Raw genomic sequence first — 18,525 nt, forward strand, 5'->3', positions numbered from 1 at the left:
GTCAATCTCGCAGGTGCGAAATTTCCTTTGAGCCGGCTGCGGCTTGCGTCATCCTGAACGACCCGGAACGTCCCGAGCCGGCCGATCCCGGCCCGGGCTGATCGGAGTCGCTGCGTATGATGCACGTGACACGAGGGCTTGCCCGCGCCGCCCTGCCTTTCGCCCTCTCAGGCTCGCTCTGTCTCTGGCCGTTCGAGCGCGCCAGCTGGGCGCACGAATGGTATCCCGCCTACTGCTGCTCGGGACAGGATTGCTACGAGATCACGCAGGAGGACGTAGAGTTCGCGGGCGAGGGCTATTTCATCAAGGCGACGGGCGAGTATTTCCCCCGCACCGCGGTGCCGGACAGCCCGGACGGCAAGTTCCACCGCTGCTCGGTGGGCGGCAAGCGCGAGGGCCGCACGCTCTGCATCTTCGCGCCGATGGCGGCGTTCTAGCCTCCCGTCCACGGCCTCAACCCTGTCGGGGTCCCGACACACCCCGCGCGCCCCGCAGCCCCCGCCGGCTTCGGCCCGGGCGAGCGCCGACCCCGGACGCGTGACCCGGCGCGGGTTCGCCGCCGCTCAAGCCGCCCCGCGCGGAGCGGGAGATACCCGACAATCCGCGCTGGCGCGGGACTTGCTTATGGAATGGTGACAGCACCGCGTCCACGCGGGGGCGAAGCCTTCTGCTTCGAAGCCTTGCGCTCCTTTGGGGGCGATCGCCTGTCCGGGAGAGGCTGATCGCATGAACGAGCTGTTCGCCATATGCGCCACGTACGAGGTGGACGATGGCGATGCGCGTGGCTTCGTGCTCGCCCGCCTGGACGACGAGGGCAACCGCAAGCCCTGGCCCATCCTCATCACCCGCAAGGGCAACACCTTCCACGGCTTCGAGAACGCCTGCCCGCACGAGGGCTCTCGCCTCGACACCTTTTCCGGCGAATTTCTCGACAAGGAAGGGAATTTCCTCACCTGCGGCCGACACGGGGCGAAGTTCGACCTCGACACCGGCCAGTGCTTCATCGGCCCCTGCCAGGGCAAGACGCTCACCCCCATCGAGCTCGTGATCGACGACGGCGACGTGTGTCTCGTCAATGTCGCGCTCGCTGAGGAGGACGGGCTGGACATCGAGGACCCCAACGAGGTCCCCGAGGTGATGATCACCGGAGATTGAGGCCATCCCCCGGTCCGCATGCGGGCTGGGCCGGATCGCCACCAGAGGTCGTGCCCGCCAAGGGCACGGCAGACCGAGGCGTCGCACGCGCCGCCGGCTCCGTCCGGCACGCGGGTGGCGCCGTTTCAGGGCCCGCCCACAGGACCTCCACCCGAAGGATCTTTTTCATGACTGCTGTTGCCGACACGCCTTTCGCCAAGCTCGACGCCGAAGGCCGGCTGCTCAAGCCCGCCCTCAACGCCGACACCCACGTGGCCGGCCGCTACGGCTTCCGCGGCGAGATCTCCTACGACGGCCCGGAGACGGTGCTGAAGGAGGTGTTTTCCGTATCCGAGGCCGGCAAGCCCGCCATCGGCTTCCTCGCCGGCTCCATCACCACCTATGACGATCTGCCGAAGGTGGTGGACGTCCTCGGCCCGGCGCTCGACGCCGACGGGAAGTATTTCATCTATATTGCGGACCTGCCGCAGGGCAACCGCTTCCTCATCCGCTTCGGCGACGTGAAGATCTTCGCCATCTTCATCGACGATACCTCGGTCTACAACGAGCTGCTCGACACCTTCTACGTGGATAAGGTGAAGCTGAAGAAGTACGACACCGCCGCCAAGCTCGACGCCCTGGCGGACGTGGGCCTGAAGTATGACGAGGTTTCAAACTACAAGGAGCTGTCGTTCGACGACGGCCTCGCCATCAAGAACGCCGCCTGATCAGGCCGCGGACCGACAAGACGACCAGCGACGGAGGGCTGCCCCGCCTCCGTCTGCCCCAGGGGATCAGGCCAATCCCCCTGACCGCACCGCGCGTTGAGCGTGAGGCCTCGCGCCTGTCGGCTAAGACGTGCCGCCCGCGGTCCACGGGTTGATCACGGGCAATTCGGCGGCCATGAATGCACTCGTATCGCGTGAGGCGACGGCAAAGCCGTGCGCTGCGGCGATGGCCGCGATGTAGCCGTCAGGCGTCGGAAAGCCCTTCCCAGCCCCGCGCGCCTTATCAGCGAGTGCCGCGTAAGCGCGCGCGGCCTCCAGATCGAATGCCAGAATCCGCTCGCCGAACACCTCCAGCACCCCATCTAGGGCTCTGGCGAGTGCAGAGCGGCGCTCGCCGGTGGCCAGCGCGCCGATGCCGAACATCAGTTCAGCGATCGTCACGCTGGAGAGAAAGAGCGTCTCTGCGACCTGGGCATCCAGCCAATCCCGGACACCGGGATGAGGCTCCGGCTTCATTGCCTCGGAGACCACGTTGGTGTCGAGCAGGATCATTCGAAAGCGATGGGATCTGCGGCGCAGCTGTCGCGCGCCTGCTCCAGCGCTTCCACATCGGCGTTGGACACACCAGCCTTGCGGCTTCGCTCGGCCAAGGTGCTGCCGATCCGCAACCGCTTCTCTGGGCGCACCGCAGCGTCAAGAATGGCCCTGATTTCCGCCTCCGTGCTGCGATTGTGGCGAGCCGCGCGCTGCTTGAGAGCGCGATGGGCCTCCTCGGAGAGATTGCGAATTGTAACGGCTGCCATCGGTTAGACCCGTGCGGATGATCTGATATCAAGATGGCCCACCTGATAGCATTGGCAAGAGGATGGCGCGATTGGCCAGAATGCGCATCCCAAACGAAAAATGCCCGGGACCGTAGCCCCGGGCATTTTTATCACGAGGGCTGAAATCCTCAGCTGCAGCCGGTCGTCCCGCCGCAGGTGTCGCACTTCAGGCAGGTGCCGTTGCGCACCATGGTGAAGTTCATGCACTCGGGGCAGGCCTCGCCTTCATAACCCTTGGCCCGGGCCTCGGCGCGGGCGTCCGCCTTGCGGGCGGAGGGGGACCAGGGGAGTGTCTTCTCCATCAGGCTCTCCACCGCCGCCTCCAGCTCCTCCACCTCGGGGGTGGGTTCGGCCAGTTCCGCCGTCTCCGGCTTCAGCGCCGTCGCGCCGAAGGTCGGGGCGCGCAGGACGGTGACGTTGTCGCTGCCCGCCCGCGGCTCGGCGGTGCCGGGCGTGGAGAGGAGGTTCACCGTCTTGCCGCGCACCAGGCCCTTGGAGACGACGCGGGCCGACGGATTGGTCGGCGCCTTGCCCTCGTCCACGCCCTTGCCGAGAGCGTCGAAGCCGGTCTCGGACAGGTCCACGTGGCCGAGGTCGTTGCGGCCGAGATAGCTCACCGCCAGCTCGCGGAACACGTAGTCCAGCATGGAGGTGGCATATTTGATGGTGTCGTTGCCCTGCACCGGGCCCGCCGGCTCGAAGCGGGTAAAGGTGAAGGCGTCCACATACTCCTCCAGCGGCACGCCGTATTGAAGGCCAAGGGAGATGGCGATGGCGAAGTTGTTGAGGAGCGACCGGAGCGCCGCGCCCTCCTTGTGCATGTCGATGAAGATTTCGCCGAGGCGGCCGTCATCATATTCGCCGGTGCGCAGATACACCTTGTGGCCGCCCACCACCGCCTTCTGGGTATAGCCCTTGCGGCGGTCGGGCATCTTCTCCCGCTCGCGCACGCGGTGCTCGACGATGCGCTCCACCACCCGCTCGACGATCTTCTCGGTCACGGAGGCGGCACGGGCCGCGTTCGGCTGGGCCACGAGGGCCTCCACCGCGTCGTCCTCGTCCTCTTCGTCCGCCACCAGCTGGGCATTGAGCGGCTGGGAGAGCTTGGAGCCGTCGCGATAGAGCGCATTGGCCTTCAGCGCGAGGCGCCAGGAAAGCAGATAGGCCTGCTTGCACTCCTCGACGCTCGCCTCGTTCGGCATGTTGATGGTCTTGGAGATGGCGCCCGAGATGAAGGGCTGCGCCGCCGCCATCATGCGGATGTGGCTCTCCACCGAGAGGTAGCGCTTGCCGATGCGGCCGCACGGCGAGGCGCAGTCGAACACCGACAGGTGCTGCGCCTTCAAGAAGGGCGCGCCCTCCAGCGTCATGGCTCCGCAGACGTGCACGTTGGCGGCGTCGATGTCGGCGCGGGAGAAGCCGAGGAAGCTCAGCAGGTCGAACTTGGGGTCGGCCAGCTGGGCGGCCGGCACCTTCAGCGCGTTGGCGAGGAATTCCTCGCCGAAGGTCCAGCGGTTGAAGGCGAACTTGATGTCGAACGCGGTCTTCACCGCGGCCTCGGCCTTGGCGATGGCCGCATCGTCGAAGCCCCTGGCGCGCAGCGTCGAGTGGTTGATGGCCGGCGCCTGGGCGAGAGAGCCGTGGCCCACCGCATAGGCCTCCATCTCGGCGATCTCGGCCTCCTTATAGCCGAGCGCGCGCAGCGCCTCGGGCACCGCCCGGTTGATGATCTTGAAGTAGCCGCCGCCGGCCAGCTTCTTGAACTTCACCAGCGCGAAGTCGGGTTCGATGCCGGTGGTGTCGCAATCCATGACGAGGCCGATGGTGCCCGTGGGGGCGATCACCGAGACCTGGGCGTTGCGGAAGCCGTGCTGCTCGCCGAGCGCCAGCGCCTTGTCCCATGCCGCGGTGGCGTGGGCGACGAGACGCATGTCGGGGCAGGAGATGTGATCGAGCGGCACCGGGGCGATGGACAGGCCCTCGAAGCCGTCGGCGAGGCCGTGGGCGGCCCGGCGGTGATTGCGGATCACCCGCAGCATGGACTGGGCATTGGCCGAATAGGCCGGGAAGGTGCCGAGCTCCTTCGCCATCTCGGCGGAGGTGGCGTAGCACACGCCGGTCATGATGGCCGACAGCGCGCCGCAGATGGCGCGGCCCTGGGGCGAGTCATAGGAAATGCCGCTCGACATGAGCAGGCCGCCGATGTTGGCGTAGCCGAGCCCCAGCGTGCGGTACTCGTAGGACAGCTCGGCGATGCGGCGCGAGGGGAACTGCGCCATCAGCACGGAGATTTCCAGCACCACGGTCCACAGCCGCACGGCGTGCTCGTAGCTCTCCACGTCGAACTGGCGGTTCGCGTCGCGGAACTGCAGCAGGTTCAGCGAGGCGAGGTTGCACGCCGTGTCGTCCAGGAACATGTATTCCGAGCACGGGTTGGAGGCGCGGATCTCGCCGCCCGACGGGCAGGTGTGCCAATCGTTGACCGTGGTGTGGAACTGGATGCCCGGGTCGGCACAATGCCAGGCCGCCGCGCCGATTTTCTCCCACAGCTCGCGGGCCTTGACCGTCTTGGCCACCTTGCCGTCGGTGCGGCGGATGAGCTTCCAGTCCTCGTCGGCCTCGACGGCGCGCAGGAAGTCGTCGGTGACGCGGACCGAATTGTTGGAATTCTGGCCGGCCACCGTGATGTAGGCCTCGCCGTCCCAATCGGTATCGTAGATGGAAACGTCGATGTCCTTGTAGCCCTGGCGGGCATACTGGATCACCCGGCGGATGGCGGAATCGGCCACGGCGGCCTTGCGGGCGGCCTTGATCTCGCGCTTCAGGGCCGGGTTCTTCTCCGGGTCGAAGCAATCGTCGCCATTGCCCTCGCAATTCACGCAGGCCTTGAGCACGGCCTTGAGATGCTTGGCGTTGAGCTTGGAGCCGGTGACGAGCGCCGCCACCTTCTGCTCCTCGATCACCTTCCAGTCGACATAGTTCTCGATGTCCGGGTGGTCGGCATCCACCACCACCATCTTGGCGGCGCGACGGGTGGTGCCGCCGGACTTGATGGCGCCCGCCGCGCGGTCGCCGATCTTCAGGAAGCTCATGAGGCCGGAGGAGCGGCCGCCGCCGGACAGGCGCTCGCCCTCGCCGCGCAGCGCCGAGAAGTTGGAGCCGGTGCCGGAGCCGTACTTGAACAGGCGCGCCTCACGCACCCACAAATCCATGATGCCGCCGTCGCTCACCAGGTCGTCGCTGACCGACTGGATGAAGCAGGCGTGCGGCTGGGGGTGCTCATAGGCCGAGGTGGATGCTGTCAGCTCGCCGGTCTGATAGTCCACATAGAAATGGCCCTGCCCCGGCCCGTCGATGCCGTAGGCCCAGAACAGGCCGGTGTTGAACCACTGCGGCGAGTTCGGCGCGGCCATCTGCATGGCCAGCATGTAGCAATGCTCGTCGAAGAAGGCCTGGGCGTCGGCTTCGGTGTCGAAATAGCCGCCCTTCCAGCCCCAATAGGTCCAGGTGCCGGCGAGCCGGTCGAACACCTGCTTGGCCGAGGTCTCGCCGACAAGGCGCTCCTTCTCCGGCAGGGCCGCCAGAGCCGCTTCGTCCGCCACCTGGCGCCACAGGAAGGAGGGAACGGAATTCTCCTCCACCTTCTTCAGGCGCGCGGGCACGCCGGCCTTGCGGAAATATTTCTGCGCGAGGATGTCGGAGGCCACCTGCGAGAACTGCGCCGGCACCTCGATGCCTTCCTGGCGGAAGACAACCGATCCGTCGGGGTTCCGGATCTCGCTCACGGTCTCGCGGAAGGGGATGTCCGCGTAAGGGGAACGGCCCTCTTGCGTGTAGCGGCGTTCGACGCGCATGACCGGTGCTCCTTCGGCTCGGCCCGTCCCGGGGCCGATCAGTCTACAAGACGAATGTGGCGGACGTGACGATCCGACGGGCACGACGCTGCGCGCCGCACCTGGCGGGTCGGAAATTTGCTGTTCAGGGGGGCTGCCTGCGTCCACCGATACGCACCCGTGGGACGCCCGCCGCCGAGACCTGAACGCTAGAGCGAGTCTGGCCTGCCGGTCAAACCCCTCTTTGACACCATTTGGGGCCTCATGGCCGCACTTCCTACTATATATGGTGCCTGCCCGCAGGTTATCAAATTCCTAACGCGCCTTATGCCGGCTCGATTTTCACCGTCTCGTGAGGGACAGGGACGGGACGGGCGGGGACACGCAAGTCATCACCGTCATCCACAGATTGGAGGGCGCGGTGGACGACGATCGGCGCTCCCCCGCCATGCGCTACCTGCAAGCCCGGTTCCCGCAAGCGTTGGGCGCGTGCGCTGGCCAGGCTGCGCGCAATAATCTATCAGGACTGCCACTCATCTGCGCGCCGGACATACATGCCCCGCCCCGTCGCGACAGAAAATTGCCGGACCAGCCAGGCCGCCGCCCACCAGCTCCCGGCCGCAGGCGGGGCGCAGTCGGAAAGTACCAGAATGTCCACCACGTTCACCGCCGATGCGGCGCCCATCGCCAATCCCCGCTCGCGGGTCATCCTCGCCAGCCTGATCGGCACCACCATCGAGTTCTACGACTTCTACGTCTACGCCACCGCGGCGGTGCTGGTGTTTCCGCACCTCTTCTTCCCGGCCGGCAACGACACGACGGCGCTGCTGGCCTCCTTCGCGGTGTTCGGCGCGGCCATGGTGGCGCGGCCGCTCGGCGCCATCTTCTTTGGCCACCTCGGCGACAAGAAGGGCCGCAAGCTCACGCTGGTGGGCGCGCTGCTCACCATGGGCATCGCCACCTTCCTCATCGGCCTGCTGCCCACTTTCCATACGGCCGGCTGGTTCGCGCCGGCGCTGCTGGTGATCCTGCGCCTCGCCCAGGGCTTTGCGCTGGGCGGCGAGTGGAGCGGAGCGGCGCTGGTCGCCACCGAGAATGCGCCTCCCGGCAAGCGCGCCGTCTACGGCACCTTCCCGCAGCTTGGCGCGCCCATCGGCTTCATCATCGCCAACGGCCTGTTCCTGGCCATCGCCGCCTGGATGCCGTCGAGCGACCCCTCGCGCCCCTCGGAGGCCTTCCTCTCCTGGGGCTGGCGCCTGCCGTTCCTGTTCTCGTCGGTGATGGTGATCGTCGGCCTGTGGGTGCGCATCTCGCTGGTGGAGAGCCCCGCCTTCGCCAAGGCGGTCCAGCACGGCCGCATCGAGAAGCTGCCGCTGGCGGCCGCCTTCAGGACCTACTGGCGCGAGCTGATCCTCGGCACCTTCTACATGCTCGCGACCTACGTGCTGTTCTACCTGATGACCACCTTCTCGCTCAGCTACGGCCGCGCGCCGACCACGGCGGCGGTGCCGGGGCTCGGCTATGACTACCGTACCTTCGTGCTGATGATGATCGGTGGTGTGGTGTTCTTCGGCATCTTCACCCTGGTGTCCGGCCCCTGGGCCGACCGCTGGGGCCGCCGGCGCACCCTCATCTGGATCACCGCCGCCATTGCCGCCTTCGGGCTCCTGTGGGTGCCGATCCTTTCCGCCGGGCCGGCCGGCGTCATGGCGTGGCTCATCATCGGCTTCACGCTGATGGGCCTCACCTTCGGCCCCATGGGCGCGCTGCTGCCGGAGCTGTTCCCGGCCAACGTGCGCTACACGGGCTCGGGCATCTCCTACAACGTCTCCTCCATCCTCGGCGCGGCGGTGGCGCCCTTCATCGCCGTCGCATTGTGGAGCTACGGCGGCGGCAGCCCGTTCTGGGTGGGCATCTACCTCACCGTCATGGCCCTGCTCACGCTGACGGCCCTCGTGCTGGGCAAGGAGACCCGGGACGTGAACATGGACCACTGAGGCGCGACGGGGCGGCAACCGTCCCTCTTGCGCAAGGACCGCAAAGGGAGTGAACCTCCCCTGCCCCGTCCGCGTAGGAAGGTGCGTCATGATAGCCGCTCCATCCCTCCTGTGGTTCCGCGACGACCTGCGCCTGGCCGATAATCCGGCCCTCGACGCCCTCGCCGGCACCGGCGCGCCCATCGCCCCGCTCTATGTCCTCGACGAGGACAGCCCCCACATCCGGCCGCTGGGCGGCGCCGCCCGCTGGTGGCTCGCCCAGTCGCTGCGGGCGCTCCAGTCGGAGCTGGCGCACCATGGCATCCCGCTGATCCTCAGGCGCGGCCCGGCAACCCGCGTCGTGCCCGAGGTCGCCTCCGCGCTCGGGGCGGCGACGGTCGCCTTCAACGACCGGGCGGGCGAGGCCGAGGGCAAGCTCGACCGGGCGATCACCGCGCGCCTTGCGGCGGAGGAGCGCCGTGTCCTGCGCTTCTGCGCCCACCTGCTACATCCGCCGGGATCAGTGCTCGGCGGATCGGGACGGATGCCGCGTACCTTCTCCGCCTTCCACCGCGCAGCCCTGCGCGGCCGCGACCTCGCCCCGCCCCTTGCCGCCCCCAAGCGGCTCAAGGGCGTCGCCCGCCCGCCGGCCGGCGAGATGCTGGAGAGCTGGGAGCTGGAGCCCGAAAAGCCGGACTGGGCCGGCGGCCTGCGGGCCGCCTGGCAGGTCGGCGAGGCCGCGGCGCGCGAGCGGCTCGCGGCCTTCATCGACGACGGACTGAAAGGCTATGCCACGGGGCGGGACCGGCCGGACCTCGACCATGTCTCGCGCCTGTCCCCGCATCTGCGGTTCGGCGAGATCTCCCCGCGCCAGATCCTGTTCGCCGTTCGCCACGCCGTGGACGCCGGCGCGGTGCCCGCCGCCGACGCGGACAAGCTCGAGGCCGAGCTGTACTGGCGGGAATTCTCCCACCACCTCCTCGCCGAGGAGCCGGACATCGCCCGGCGCAACATCCAGCCGAGCCTCGATGCCTTCCCCTGGCGCGAATGCCCCGGCGAGCTGAAGGCCTGGAGGCGCGGCCTCACCGGCTATCCGCTGGTGGACGCAGGCATACGCCAGCTGTGGCAGACGGGATGGATGCACAACCGGGTGCGGATGGTGGTGGCGTCCTTCCTCGCCAAGCACCTGCTCATCGACTGGCGGGCGGGCGAGGACTGGTTCTGGGACACGCTGGTGGATGCCGATGCCGCCAACAATCCCGCCTCCTGGCAGTGGGTGGCAGGCTCCGGCCTCGACGCGGCCCCCTATTTCCGCATCTTCAACCCGGTGACACAGGGAGAGAAGTTCGATCCTGAGGGCGCCTATGTGCGCACCTACGTGCCCGAGCTGAAGCGGCTGCCGGCGAAGCTGATCCACCAGCCCTGGACAGCGCCGCAGGATACGCTCGCCGCGGCGGGGATCAGGCTCGGGCACACCTATCCCAGGCCCCTCGTGGATCATGCCGCCGCCCGCGACCGGGCGCTGCGGGCCTTCGAGCACGTGCGGCGCGCCGCGCCTGCCGGAGCGCAATCGGCATCCCTCTGAAGCCGAAGTCCGATGAACGAGACCACGCTTCAGCACGGCGAAGGGACACCGGGGAACTGGTGAAGACCGGGGGAATTTCGCCCCCGACGACCCTCTGTGCGCGGCGCAGAAATGGTCTGGCTTCCGTCGCCAAAAGCGGCTTCACTCCCACCCCCGCAGCATGGAACTGACGAAGGCCGGGGGACGAGACGACGTGATGGATCAGGCCCACCAGGACATCGCCGGCGCGGCCGCGACAGCCATGCCCGCGCTCGGCGCGGACGAGACGCAGATCACCTGTTCCCGCACGTTCGCGAGCTGGCTGGCCCAGCATCGGGTGGGCCTCGCCTTCTCGTCCTACCAGTCCGGCCAGCTGTTCCTCGTCGGCCAGTTCGGCAATGAGAACCTCTCGTTCCGCCAGCGCAACTTCGTGCGCGCCATGGGCCTCCACCAGCGCGGCGACGAGCTCTATCTGGCCTCACTCAACCAGATCTGGCGCTTCGCCAACGTGCTCGGCCCCGACGAGCGCGCGAACCAGAATTTCGACCGGCTCTACGTGCCGCGCACGGCCCATGTGACCGGCGACGTGGACGCCCACGAGGTCGCGGTGGAGGCGAGCGGCCGCATCGTCTTCGTGAACACCAGGTTCAGCTGCCTCGCCACGGTGAGCCGCACCCATTCCTTCAAGCCGGTGTGGAAGCCGAAGTTCATCTCCCGCCTCGCCGCCGAGGATCGGTGCCATCTCAACGGCCTCGCCCTGGAGGACGGGCGCGTGCGCTACGTGACCGCGGTGGCCGGCACCGACGTGGTCGACGGCTGGCGCGAGCACCGGGTGGGCGGCGGCCTGCTGATACGGGTGGACGATCACGAGGTGATCGCACGCGGCTTCTCCATGCCCCATTCGCCGAGGCTGCATGGGGGCCGGCTGTGGGTGCTCGATTCCGCGCGCGGCTATCTGGTGCGGATCGATCCGGCCACCGGAGAGAAGGAGGACGTGGCGTTCTGCCCCGGCTTCCTGCGCGGGCTCTCCTTCCACGCCGGGCATGCGGTCGTGACCCTCTCGCTGCCGCGCCACCTGTCGTTCACCGCCCTGCCGATCGAAGAGGAGATCGCGCGGCGCGGCGGCAGCCCGTGGTGCGGCGTGCAGATCATCAACCTGTCCTCCGGCGACGTGGTGGAATGGATCCGGCTCGATGGAGCGATTCGCGAGCTGTTCGACGTCACCATCCTGCCAGGCGCGCTCTGCCCGATGGCGGCCCCGGCGAGCGGCGCCGACCTGTCGAGCCTCTTGACAATCGAGGCGCCCGATGCACCGCTGAACGCACCGGGCAACCATTCGTCGACGCCGGCCGAAAATGCCATTCGATAAGCTTCGGGCCCCTCTGGACACTGTAGCTGAATAGTGGTCCAACTTGACCCGAGCCATGGGCGGGGGCTCGGCGGGAGCGGCAAGGCTGGTGCATCCAGCATGCCTATTCCCTGCTCCGTGCGCGCCTCCCGGAAGCGCACCGCTGGGAGAGACCCGGGCTCCCCTTCAGCACGCTTTCCGGCGTGGACCAGAACAAGAAGCTGAGGTGCATCCGCCCGCACCCTCCGAGGGGCGGGGCACATGGGCAAGAAGACGAATGCGCTGAAAGGGATCCTTCTTCAGGCGACCTTCCTCAGCAGCTCCTTCGCCGGCGGCGCCGCGCTCCTGCCCACAGCAACCTATGCGCAGGCGACCTGCACGCTGGGCGGAAACCCGGCGGCGTGCAACGTCTCCCCGGGCGGCCTGATCTCCATCACCGGCGACGGCACCAACGGCCAGAACGATGCCGGCAGCAAGGCCGATGCCGATGCCGGCCCCGGCTCGCCCGTCTCGCTCACCAATACCGGCACCCTGGCGTCCGGAGCGGTCGCGGCTTCCTCGGCCGGCGGCCAGGGCGGATGGGGCGCGGCAGCGGACTGGACCACCTCGGCAACCAGCGGCGGCAACGGCGGCAACGCCACGATCGTCAACACAGCGCCGATCACCACGCCCGCCGCCCAATCCTATGCCGCGATCTCGGCGGTGGCGAGCGGCGGCAACGGCGGCATGGGCGGCGGCGGCAACGACACCAACGGCTCCCAGCCGGGCGGCACGGGTGGCAATGCCGGAAGTATCTCCATAACGAACAACGGGGCGCTGACCACAACAAGCTCCGGGAGCGGCATCTCGGCGGTGGCGATCGGAGGCGCGGGAGGCTTCGGCGGCTATACCAACGGCATTTCGTCCGGCCCCAGCGGCAGCGGCGGCAGTGGCGGCAACGCCAACGTCTGGAGCAAGGGCGTCATCACCGTGTCGGGGAATGCCAGCCCCGGCATCTATGTGAACACCACCGGCGGCGCCGGCAGCAACGGCACGGGGTTCGCGCGGTCGAACAACGCCGGCGGCCAGGCCGGCAACGGCGGCTCGTCGAACGGCGCCACCGTGTACAACCGAGGCGCGATCACCACCAGCGGCGATAATTCGTCCGGCATCTCCATCACCAGCATGGGCGGCTGGGGAGGAAGCGTCGGCTATGTGGGCGCCTCGGCGAACCAGACCGGCGGAAGCGGCGGAAACGGTGGAACGGTCGAGCTGACGCAGATCGGCGCCATCACGGTTTCCGGCACGGGATCGGCGGGCATCTCCGTGGTCACCACCGGCGGCGTGGGCGGCCAGGGCTCCTACCACTCGCACGACGAAGGCGGAAACGGCGGCGCGGGCGGAAACGGCGGCGCCATCACCATCACCACCTCCGCGGGCGTCGCCATCCAGACCAACGGCGCACACTCGGCCGGCATCTACGCCAACGCCAACGGCGGGGTCGGCGGCCCGGCCGGTTTCGCGTACGGCTACCTGTCCGCCGGGGGCACCGGCGGCAATGCCGGCACGATCACCATCAATCATGTGGGCGCGATCACCACGACCCAGGCCTATTCCTCCGGCATCTAAGCCACCGCGGCCGGCGGCGCGGCCGGCCGCAGCTACGCCAGCCTGTATTCCTACAAGGCTGCCCTCGACGGCGGCAACGGCAATACGGTCATCGTCAAGGCCTATGGCGCGAGCCCGACCGACACCATCACCACATCCGGGGCATCCTTCCTCCAGCAGCCATACGGGGCCGGCAACAACCCGGTGGCGAAGAAGCCCGGAAACTATTCCGACGGCATCCGCATCAACACCAGCGGCGGCCGCGACGGCGACGGCGGCAGCCCGAACGAGGGCGGCGCCGGCAGCGGCGGCAATGCCGGCGCGGCGACGCTTTATGTCGGCATGGGGATCTCCGTGTCGGGCGCCTACAGCAACGGCATCACGGTGCTCGCCGCGGGCGGCAATGGCGGCATCGCGCTGGAGGACAAGGACGACGTGCGCTACGCCGGCGGCAACGGTGGCAATGGCGGCGCGGTCGTCGTCCACGCCTCGGGCGATATCACCGCGAGCGGCGCCGGTGCCATGGGCATCCTCATCAACAGCTCGGGCGGCTCGGTCAACACCTCGAGCTATTACAGCCAGCTGCGGACGGCCGGGTCGGCCGGCACCGTTACCTCGTCAGCACCGGCAACGTGACGGTCACGGCGGCAAATTCAGGTCCGGCCATCTATGTGAAGGCCACGGGCGGGCAGGCCTGCCTGACCACCATCTGCGGCCCGAACGCCGGCGGCAACGGAGCCTATGTCACGGCGACCGTCAGCGGCAGCGTGACTACCTCCGCCACGCGCAAGAGCCCGAACACGGTGCTCGCCGGCAACTACGCGGCGCCCGCCATCCTCATCAACACCAGCGGCGGCAACGGCGGCTACGGCCACATCTACAACGACATCGGGGACATCAAGACGGTGGGCAGCGGCGGCAACGCCGGCGGCATCTCTCTCACCATCGCGCCCCTCTCCACGGCGGCGCCATCGATCGTGATCAGCAGCCTCGGCACGGCCGCCTATTCGCCTGCCGTGGCGCTCATCGCCAATGGCGGCAACGGCGGTGATGGCTACACCCCGGACACGACCTTCCAGCACCAGAGCAATTCAGGCGCCGGTGGCAATGCCGGCAACATCACATTCACGGCCTATTCCACCAGCGCCACCGCGCCCATCATCATCAGCACGGCGGGCGACCATTCCGCCGGCATACTCGCCCAGAGCATCGCCGGAGCGGGAGGATACGGCGGCTTCGCGGCAGCAGGCACCACGCCCCTCGCGGACGGCGGCAACGGCGGGGCGGCCGGCGTCATCACCATCAGGACCAACGCCAACATCACCACGGCGGGCACCTACTCCCCCGGCATCCGGGCGATCTCGGCCGGCGGCAACGGTGGCGACAGCGGCTCGGGCAATTCGGTCACGGCCGGCAACGGTGGCACGGGCCTCACCACCGATTTCGCCATCTCGGTGACGAGCCGCGGCGCGATCACCACCAAGGGCGCCTATTCCTCGGGAATCTACGCCACCAGCATCGGCGGCACAGGCGGCAATGTTCTTGGCACGAGCGGGCTCGGCACCGCGGGCGCGGGCGCGCCGAGCGGCGAGGTCAGCGTCCAGAACTTCGGCACGATCGTCACCTCCGGCGACGAGAGCCACGGCATCATCGCCACCTCCTTCGGCGGCGGCGGCGGTGCCGGCGGCTCCACCAGCCCGACCGGCGCTATCCTCATCTTCGCGACCGGCGGACAAGGCGCCAACGGCGCCAAGGGCGGCTACACCTACATCGCCAACTCGGGCTCCATCCTCACGTCGGGGGACTCCAGCAACGGCATCTTCGCCTTCAGCGAGGGCGGCGGCGGCGGCCTGGGCGGAAGCGTCCGCGCCACCACCCTCAGCGGCTTCAGCGTTCCCTCCGTGTCCGTCACCCTCGGCGGCGAGGGCGGCACAGGCGGCGAAGGTGGCGACCTGACCATCAACAACCAGCTGGGCGGGAACATCTCGACCAGCGGCCGCGACTCGGCCGCCATCCGCGCCCTGACCGTCGGCGGCAACGGCGGCGCCGGGGGGCAGTCGAACTCAAGCACCTACACGGCCGGCTTCGGACCCAGCCAGACGCAGGTCAGCTTCGACATCAACATCGCCGGCAAGGGCGGCGGCGGGGGCAACGGCGGCACCGCCAATGTCAACAATACCGGCGCGCTGAGCACGTCCGGCGACCAGTCCCCCGGCATCCAGATCACCAATGTCGGCGGCGGCGGCGGCGAGGGCGGCAATGCCCAGACTCAGGACCTCGCCCTCGGCATTTCCAAGTCGGTGATCATCGCCGTGACGGTGGGCGGCGGCGGCGGCTCGGGCGGCGACGGCGGCACCATCAAGGCGTACAACAACACCGCAGCGGCCACCATCACCACGACAGGCTTCGCCTCCCACGGCATCTCCGCCGTGAGCATCGGCGGCGGAGGCGGCAACGGCGGCATCGGATCGTCGCAGATCCAGACCGTCATTCCGCTCGATCAGGTCGTCTCGGCCCTGCCCATCGCCTTCAACGAATCCTATCAGGTCAACCTCGCCCTCGGCGGCAGCGGCGGCAGCGGCGGAAACGGCGGGAACCTCACCGCCTCCAACGACGCGAAGATACAGACCTCGGGCATCGACGCCGTGGGCATCTTCGCTCTGTCCGTCGGCGGCGGCGGCGGCGTGGCCGCGGCCGGCAAGGCGGTGTCGAGCGCGGACTACAGCGACCAGCTGACCCTTGGCGGCAACGGCGGCTCCGGCGGGAGCGGCACGACCGTGACCGTCACCAACAGCACCACCGGCACCATCCAGACCTCCGCGGACGGGGCCCACGGCATCGTGGCCGCCTCCATCGGCGGCGGCGGCGGCAATGCCGGCACGTCCTCGGCGGACCTCAGCAACACCGCCGCGGAGGCGGGCGAGGACGGATTGTCCCAGGCGACCCTCACCGCGCTGCTCAACAGCATGAAGGAGGAGGTCGGCCAGAAGCCCGAGGAGTGGGAGCCGACGGCCAACCTCCAGGTGTCGCTGGGCGGCAAGGGCGGCGGCGGCGGCAACGGCGGGCAGGTCTCGGTGAGCAATGCCGGCACCATCACCACCGGGGCCGCGGGCGGCAGCGGCGGCCATGTCGCCTTCGGCATACTGGCGCAATCGGTGGGCGGCGGCGGCGGCGTGGGCGGCGCGGCCAGCTCCTACGGGTCGCAGGTGGTCAACGCCATCTTCAGCATGGGCGGCGCGGGCGGCGCGGCCGGTTCCGGCGGGACCGTCACCGTCATCAATTCCGGCACCATCACCACCAACGGCGACAGCGCCTTCGGCATTCTCGCCCAGTCCGTGGGCGGCGGCGGCGGCATCGGCGGGCTCGGCTCCGACCTCTCCCCCACCCTGCTCGGCCCCACCGTCACGCTCGGCGGCGAGACCAGCACCGGCGCCAATTCCGGCGGCGGCACGGTAAACGTGACGGCCGGCCAGATCACCACCCACGGCAACGAATCCCACGCCGTGGTCGCCCAGTCCATCGGCGGCGGCGGCGGCCTGTTCTTCGCCAACCAGGCCGACTACACCAATGCCGGCCAGCTCGCCTACCAGCAGGAGCTGGGCCAGCAGGTGGTCGACATCCTGGGCCAGGACACGATCGACCAGCTGGCGTCCGACTTCGCGCAGGCCTCGGCCAACTCCAGCGGCACTCTCACCCTCACCATCGGCGGCACCCAGCAGGCCGGCAGCGCGACCAACAATGCGGGCGGCAGCGGCGGTGCGGTCAACGTCACCCTCACCTCGGCCGTTCAGACGACCGGGGCCAACGCGTTCGGCGTGCTCGCCCAGTCCATCGGCGGCGGCGGCGGCTTCGCCACCGACGGCTCGGGCCTCGACGTCAACACGCTGACGGTCAAGGGCAGCCTCGGCAACACCTCCGGCGGCAACCTGGTGGAGAACGGCGGCGCGGTCTCGGTCACCTTCGAGGCGGGAAGCAGCATCAGCACCACGGGTAATGGCGCGACCGCGGTGGTCGCCCAGTCCATCGGCGGCGGCGGCGGCTATACGGGCGCCATCGATGCCGCCTCCGGCATGAGCTACGCCAACTTCCTCACCCCGTCCGACGTGTCCCTGGTGGTCAACGCGAACATGGCCGGCGGGGACGTCACCGTCACCTCGAACGGCATCGCCAGCATCTCCACGACCGGGGCCAACGCGCACGGCATCGTCGCCCAGAGCCTGAGCGGCGGCGGGGGCCTCGTCGGCGATTCCGGCGGCATCATCATCCCCACCGGCCCGACCACCGGCGCGCGCGTCGCCGGCGTCCAGGGCGCGCTGAATCCCGGCGACGTCTCGATCAACTACACCGGAACCATCGAGACGACCGGCGCCAACGCCATCGCCATCTTCGCGCAGAGCGGCATCCAGTCCACCTCGGGCCTCATCGACACGACACAGGCGGCGGCCACCTCCGGCAGCATCTCGGTCACCATCGGCGACAACAGCACCATCACCGGCGGCGGTGGCACCGGCGCCGCCATCGTGCTCGACGGCCTCGCCACCAATACGATCACGGTCGGCGCGGGCGCGACGGTCAGCGCGGCGTCGGGCCTGGCCGTCTCCTCGCTGTGGGGCAGCAACACCCTCACCAACAGCGGCACGATCATCGGCGACGTGTTCCTCGCCAATGGCACGAGCGGGCCGGCCGCCACCTTCCTGAACCAGAACGGCGGGACCTATGTCACCAACGTCAGCGGCACCATCGATCTCGGCACCGCAGGCACCCTGAACAACCAGGGCACGATCAACGTGGCGGGCTCGGGCACCTTCGGCTCTGCGACGCTGACGGGAACCCTGTTCCAGGCGGGTGGCACCCTTGCCGTCGACGTGGGCGGAACCTCCACCAGCGACGTGTTCAACGCCGCCGCGGTCTCGAAGGCGTCCGGCCAGCTCCAGGTCAGCGTGGTGGGCTCCCTCGACCCCAGCGGCCAATACACTGTCATGACGGTGTGCGGAAACAACCCGGTCAACTGCAACAGCCCGCTGGAAATCAGCGGCGTGCTCCAGCAGATGCAGGTGACGAACAACTCCGCCAGCGGCATCTCCGTCAGCTGGGACACGAGCGCGTCCACCGCCACGGCGCTCATCATCTCGCCGGACGTCACCTTCGCGCCTGCAGGCCTGCAGTTGAACGCCAACCAGAAGGCCTACGCCCAGCACCTGCAGGCAACCTGGAATGCCGGCGGCTCGGACGGCCTCAGCCCGGTCTATGCAGACCTCATCAACCTTCCGGGCATCGGCGCCTACCAGCGCGCGCTCGGCACCGCCATCCCCGCCATGCTCGCCGCCGGCCCCGCCGCCTCGGTCGGCTCGTCGCGCTCGGCGCTGGGCTCGGTGCTGAGCTGCCCCGAATTCGAGGGCGCCGGTGACGTTGCCCCCAACTTTTATCCAGCGGTGAGTTCGCTCTGGCGGTGGGGTTTGGCCTGTTCGGCGGTGTGAGCGGCGGGGTCTGGCGCGGAGCTTCTGGCTTGGCGCAGCGGCAGATCCCGTCGC

The 18,525-nt window shown here is 68.9% G+C and carries 12 protein-coding genes; 9 read left to right on the plus strand and 3 right to left on the minus strand.

Annotation, left to right across the window (positions count from 1 at the left end):
- Window positions 1-116: 116 nt before the first annotated feature.
- The 3 genes from ABLE93_RS08705 to ABLE93_RS08715 all read left to right on the plus strand — a co-directional run bounded on the left by ABLE93_RS08705 (window position 117) and on the right by ABLE93_RS08715 (window position 1,862).
- Complete coding sequence (locus tag ABLE93_RS08705) at window positions 117-437, plus strand: hypothetical protein (protein ID WP_348839306.1); 321 nt, start codon at window positions 117-119, stop codon at window positions 435-437.
- Between the two features lie 289 nt (window positions 438-726).
- On the plus strand, window positions 727-1,155 hold the full coding sequence (locus ABLE93_RS08710; RefSeq protein WP_348839308.1) for a Rieske (2Fe-2S) protein: 429 nt from the start codon (window positions 727-729) through the stop codon (window positions 1,153-1,155).
- 167 nt (window positions 1,156-1,322) lie between these two features.
- Window positions 1,323-1,862 (plus strand): hypothetical protein, encoded by a 540-nt coding sequence (locus ABLE93_RS08715; RefSeq protein ID WP_348839309.1) that lies wholly within the window; start codon window positions 1,323-1,325, stop codon window positions 1,860-1,862.
- 123 nt (window positions 1,863-1,985) lie between these two features.
- Here ABLE93_RS08715 and ABLE93_RS08720 read toward each other — a convergent pair whose 3' ends face one another.
- The 3 genes from ABLE93_RS08720 to ABLE93_RS08730 all read right to left on the minus strand — a co-directional run bounded on the left by ABLE93_RS08720 (window position 1,986) and on the right by ABLE93_RS08730 (window position 6,540).
- On the minus strand, window positions 1,986-2,414 hold the full coding sequence (locus ABLE93_RS08720; RefSeq protein ID WP_348839310.1) for a PIN domain-containing protein: 429 nt from the start codon (window positions 2,412-2,414) through the stop codon (window positions 1,986-1,988).
- Window positions 2,411-2,665, minus strand: coding sequence for a FitA-like ribbon-helix-helix domain-containing protein (locus tag ABLE93_RS08725; RefSeq protein WP_348839311.1), 255 nt, complete (start codon window positions 2,663-2,665; stop codon window positions 2,411-2,413). The genes ABLE93_RS08720 and ABLE93_RS08725 overlap by 4 nt, the downstream gene beginning before the upstream one ends.
- A 149-nt stretch (window positions 2,666-2,814) precedes the next feature.
- Window positions 2,815-6,540, minus strand: coding sequence for a vitamin B12-dependent ribonucleotide reductase (locus ABLE93_RS08730; protein ID WP_348839312.1), 3,726 nt, complete (start codon window positions 6,538-6,540; stop codon window positions 2,815-2,817).
- A 629-nt stretch (window positions 6,541-7,169) separates the two neighbouring features.
- Here ABLE93_RS08730 and ABLE93_RS08735 point away from each other — a divergent pair.
- From ABLE93_RS08735 to ABLE93_RS08760, 6 genes are all read left to right on the plus strand, one after another.
- The gene (locus ABLE93_RS08735) at window positions 7,170-8,516 is read left to right on the plus strand and encodes an MFS transporter (protein WP_348839314.1); all 1,347 of its coding nucleotides are present in this window, start codon (window positions 7,170-7,172) and stop codon (window positions 8,514-8,516) included.
- 88 nt (window positions 8,517-8,604) lie between these two features.
- Window positions 8,605-10,080 carry a cryptochrome/photolyase family protein gene (locus ABLE93_RS08740; protein WP_348839315.1) on the plus strand — a complete coding sequence of 492 codons (1,476 nt, stop codon included), beginning with the start codon at window positions 8,605-8,607 and terminating at the stop codon, window positions 10,078-10,080.
- 196 nt (window positions 10,081-10,276) lie between these two features.
- Entirely contained in the window at window positions 10,277-11,428 is a 1,152-nt protein-coding gene (locus ABLE93_RS08745; RefSeq protein WP_348839316.1) for a TIGR03032 family protein, read from the plus strand.
- Between the two features lie 240 nt (window positions 11,429-11,668).
- The gene (locus ABLE93_RS08750; protein ID WP_348839317.1) at window positions 11,669-13,015 is read left to right on the plus strand and encodes a hypothetical protein; all 1,347 of its coding nucleotides are present in this window, start codon (window positions 11,669-11,671) and stop codon (window positions 13,013-13,015) included.
- Window positions 13,016-13,198: 183 nt separating this feature from the next.
- Window positions 13,199-13,630 (plus strand): hypothetical protein, encoded by a 432-nt coding sequence (locus ABLE93_RS08755; RefSeq protein WP_348839319.1) that lies wholly within the window; start codon window positions 13,199-13,201, stop codon window positions 13,628-13,630.
- Entirely contained in the window at window positions 13,627-18,471 is a 4,845-nt protein-coding gene (locus ABLE93_RS08760; RefSeq protein WP_348839320.1) for a beta strand repeat-containing protein, read from the plus strand. Before ABLE93_RS08755 ends, ABLE93_RS08760 begins: the two co-directional genes overlap by 4 nt.
- The last annotated feature ends 54 nt before the right edge of the window (window positions 18,472-18,525 follow it).

The organism is Xanthobacter pollutisoli (assembly GCF_040044995.1).
Classification (GTDB): Bacteria; Pseudomonadota; Alphaproteobacteria; order Rhizobiales; family Xanthobacteraceae; genus Xanthobacter.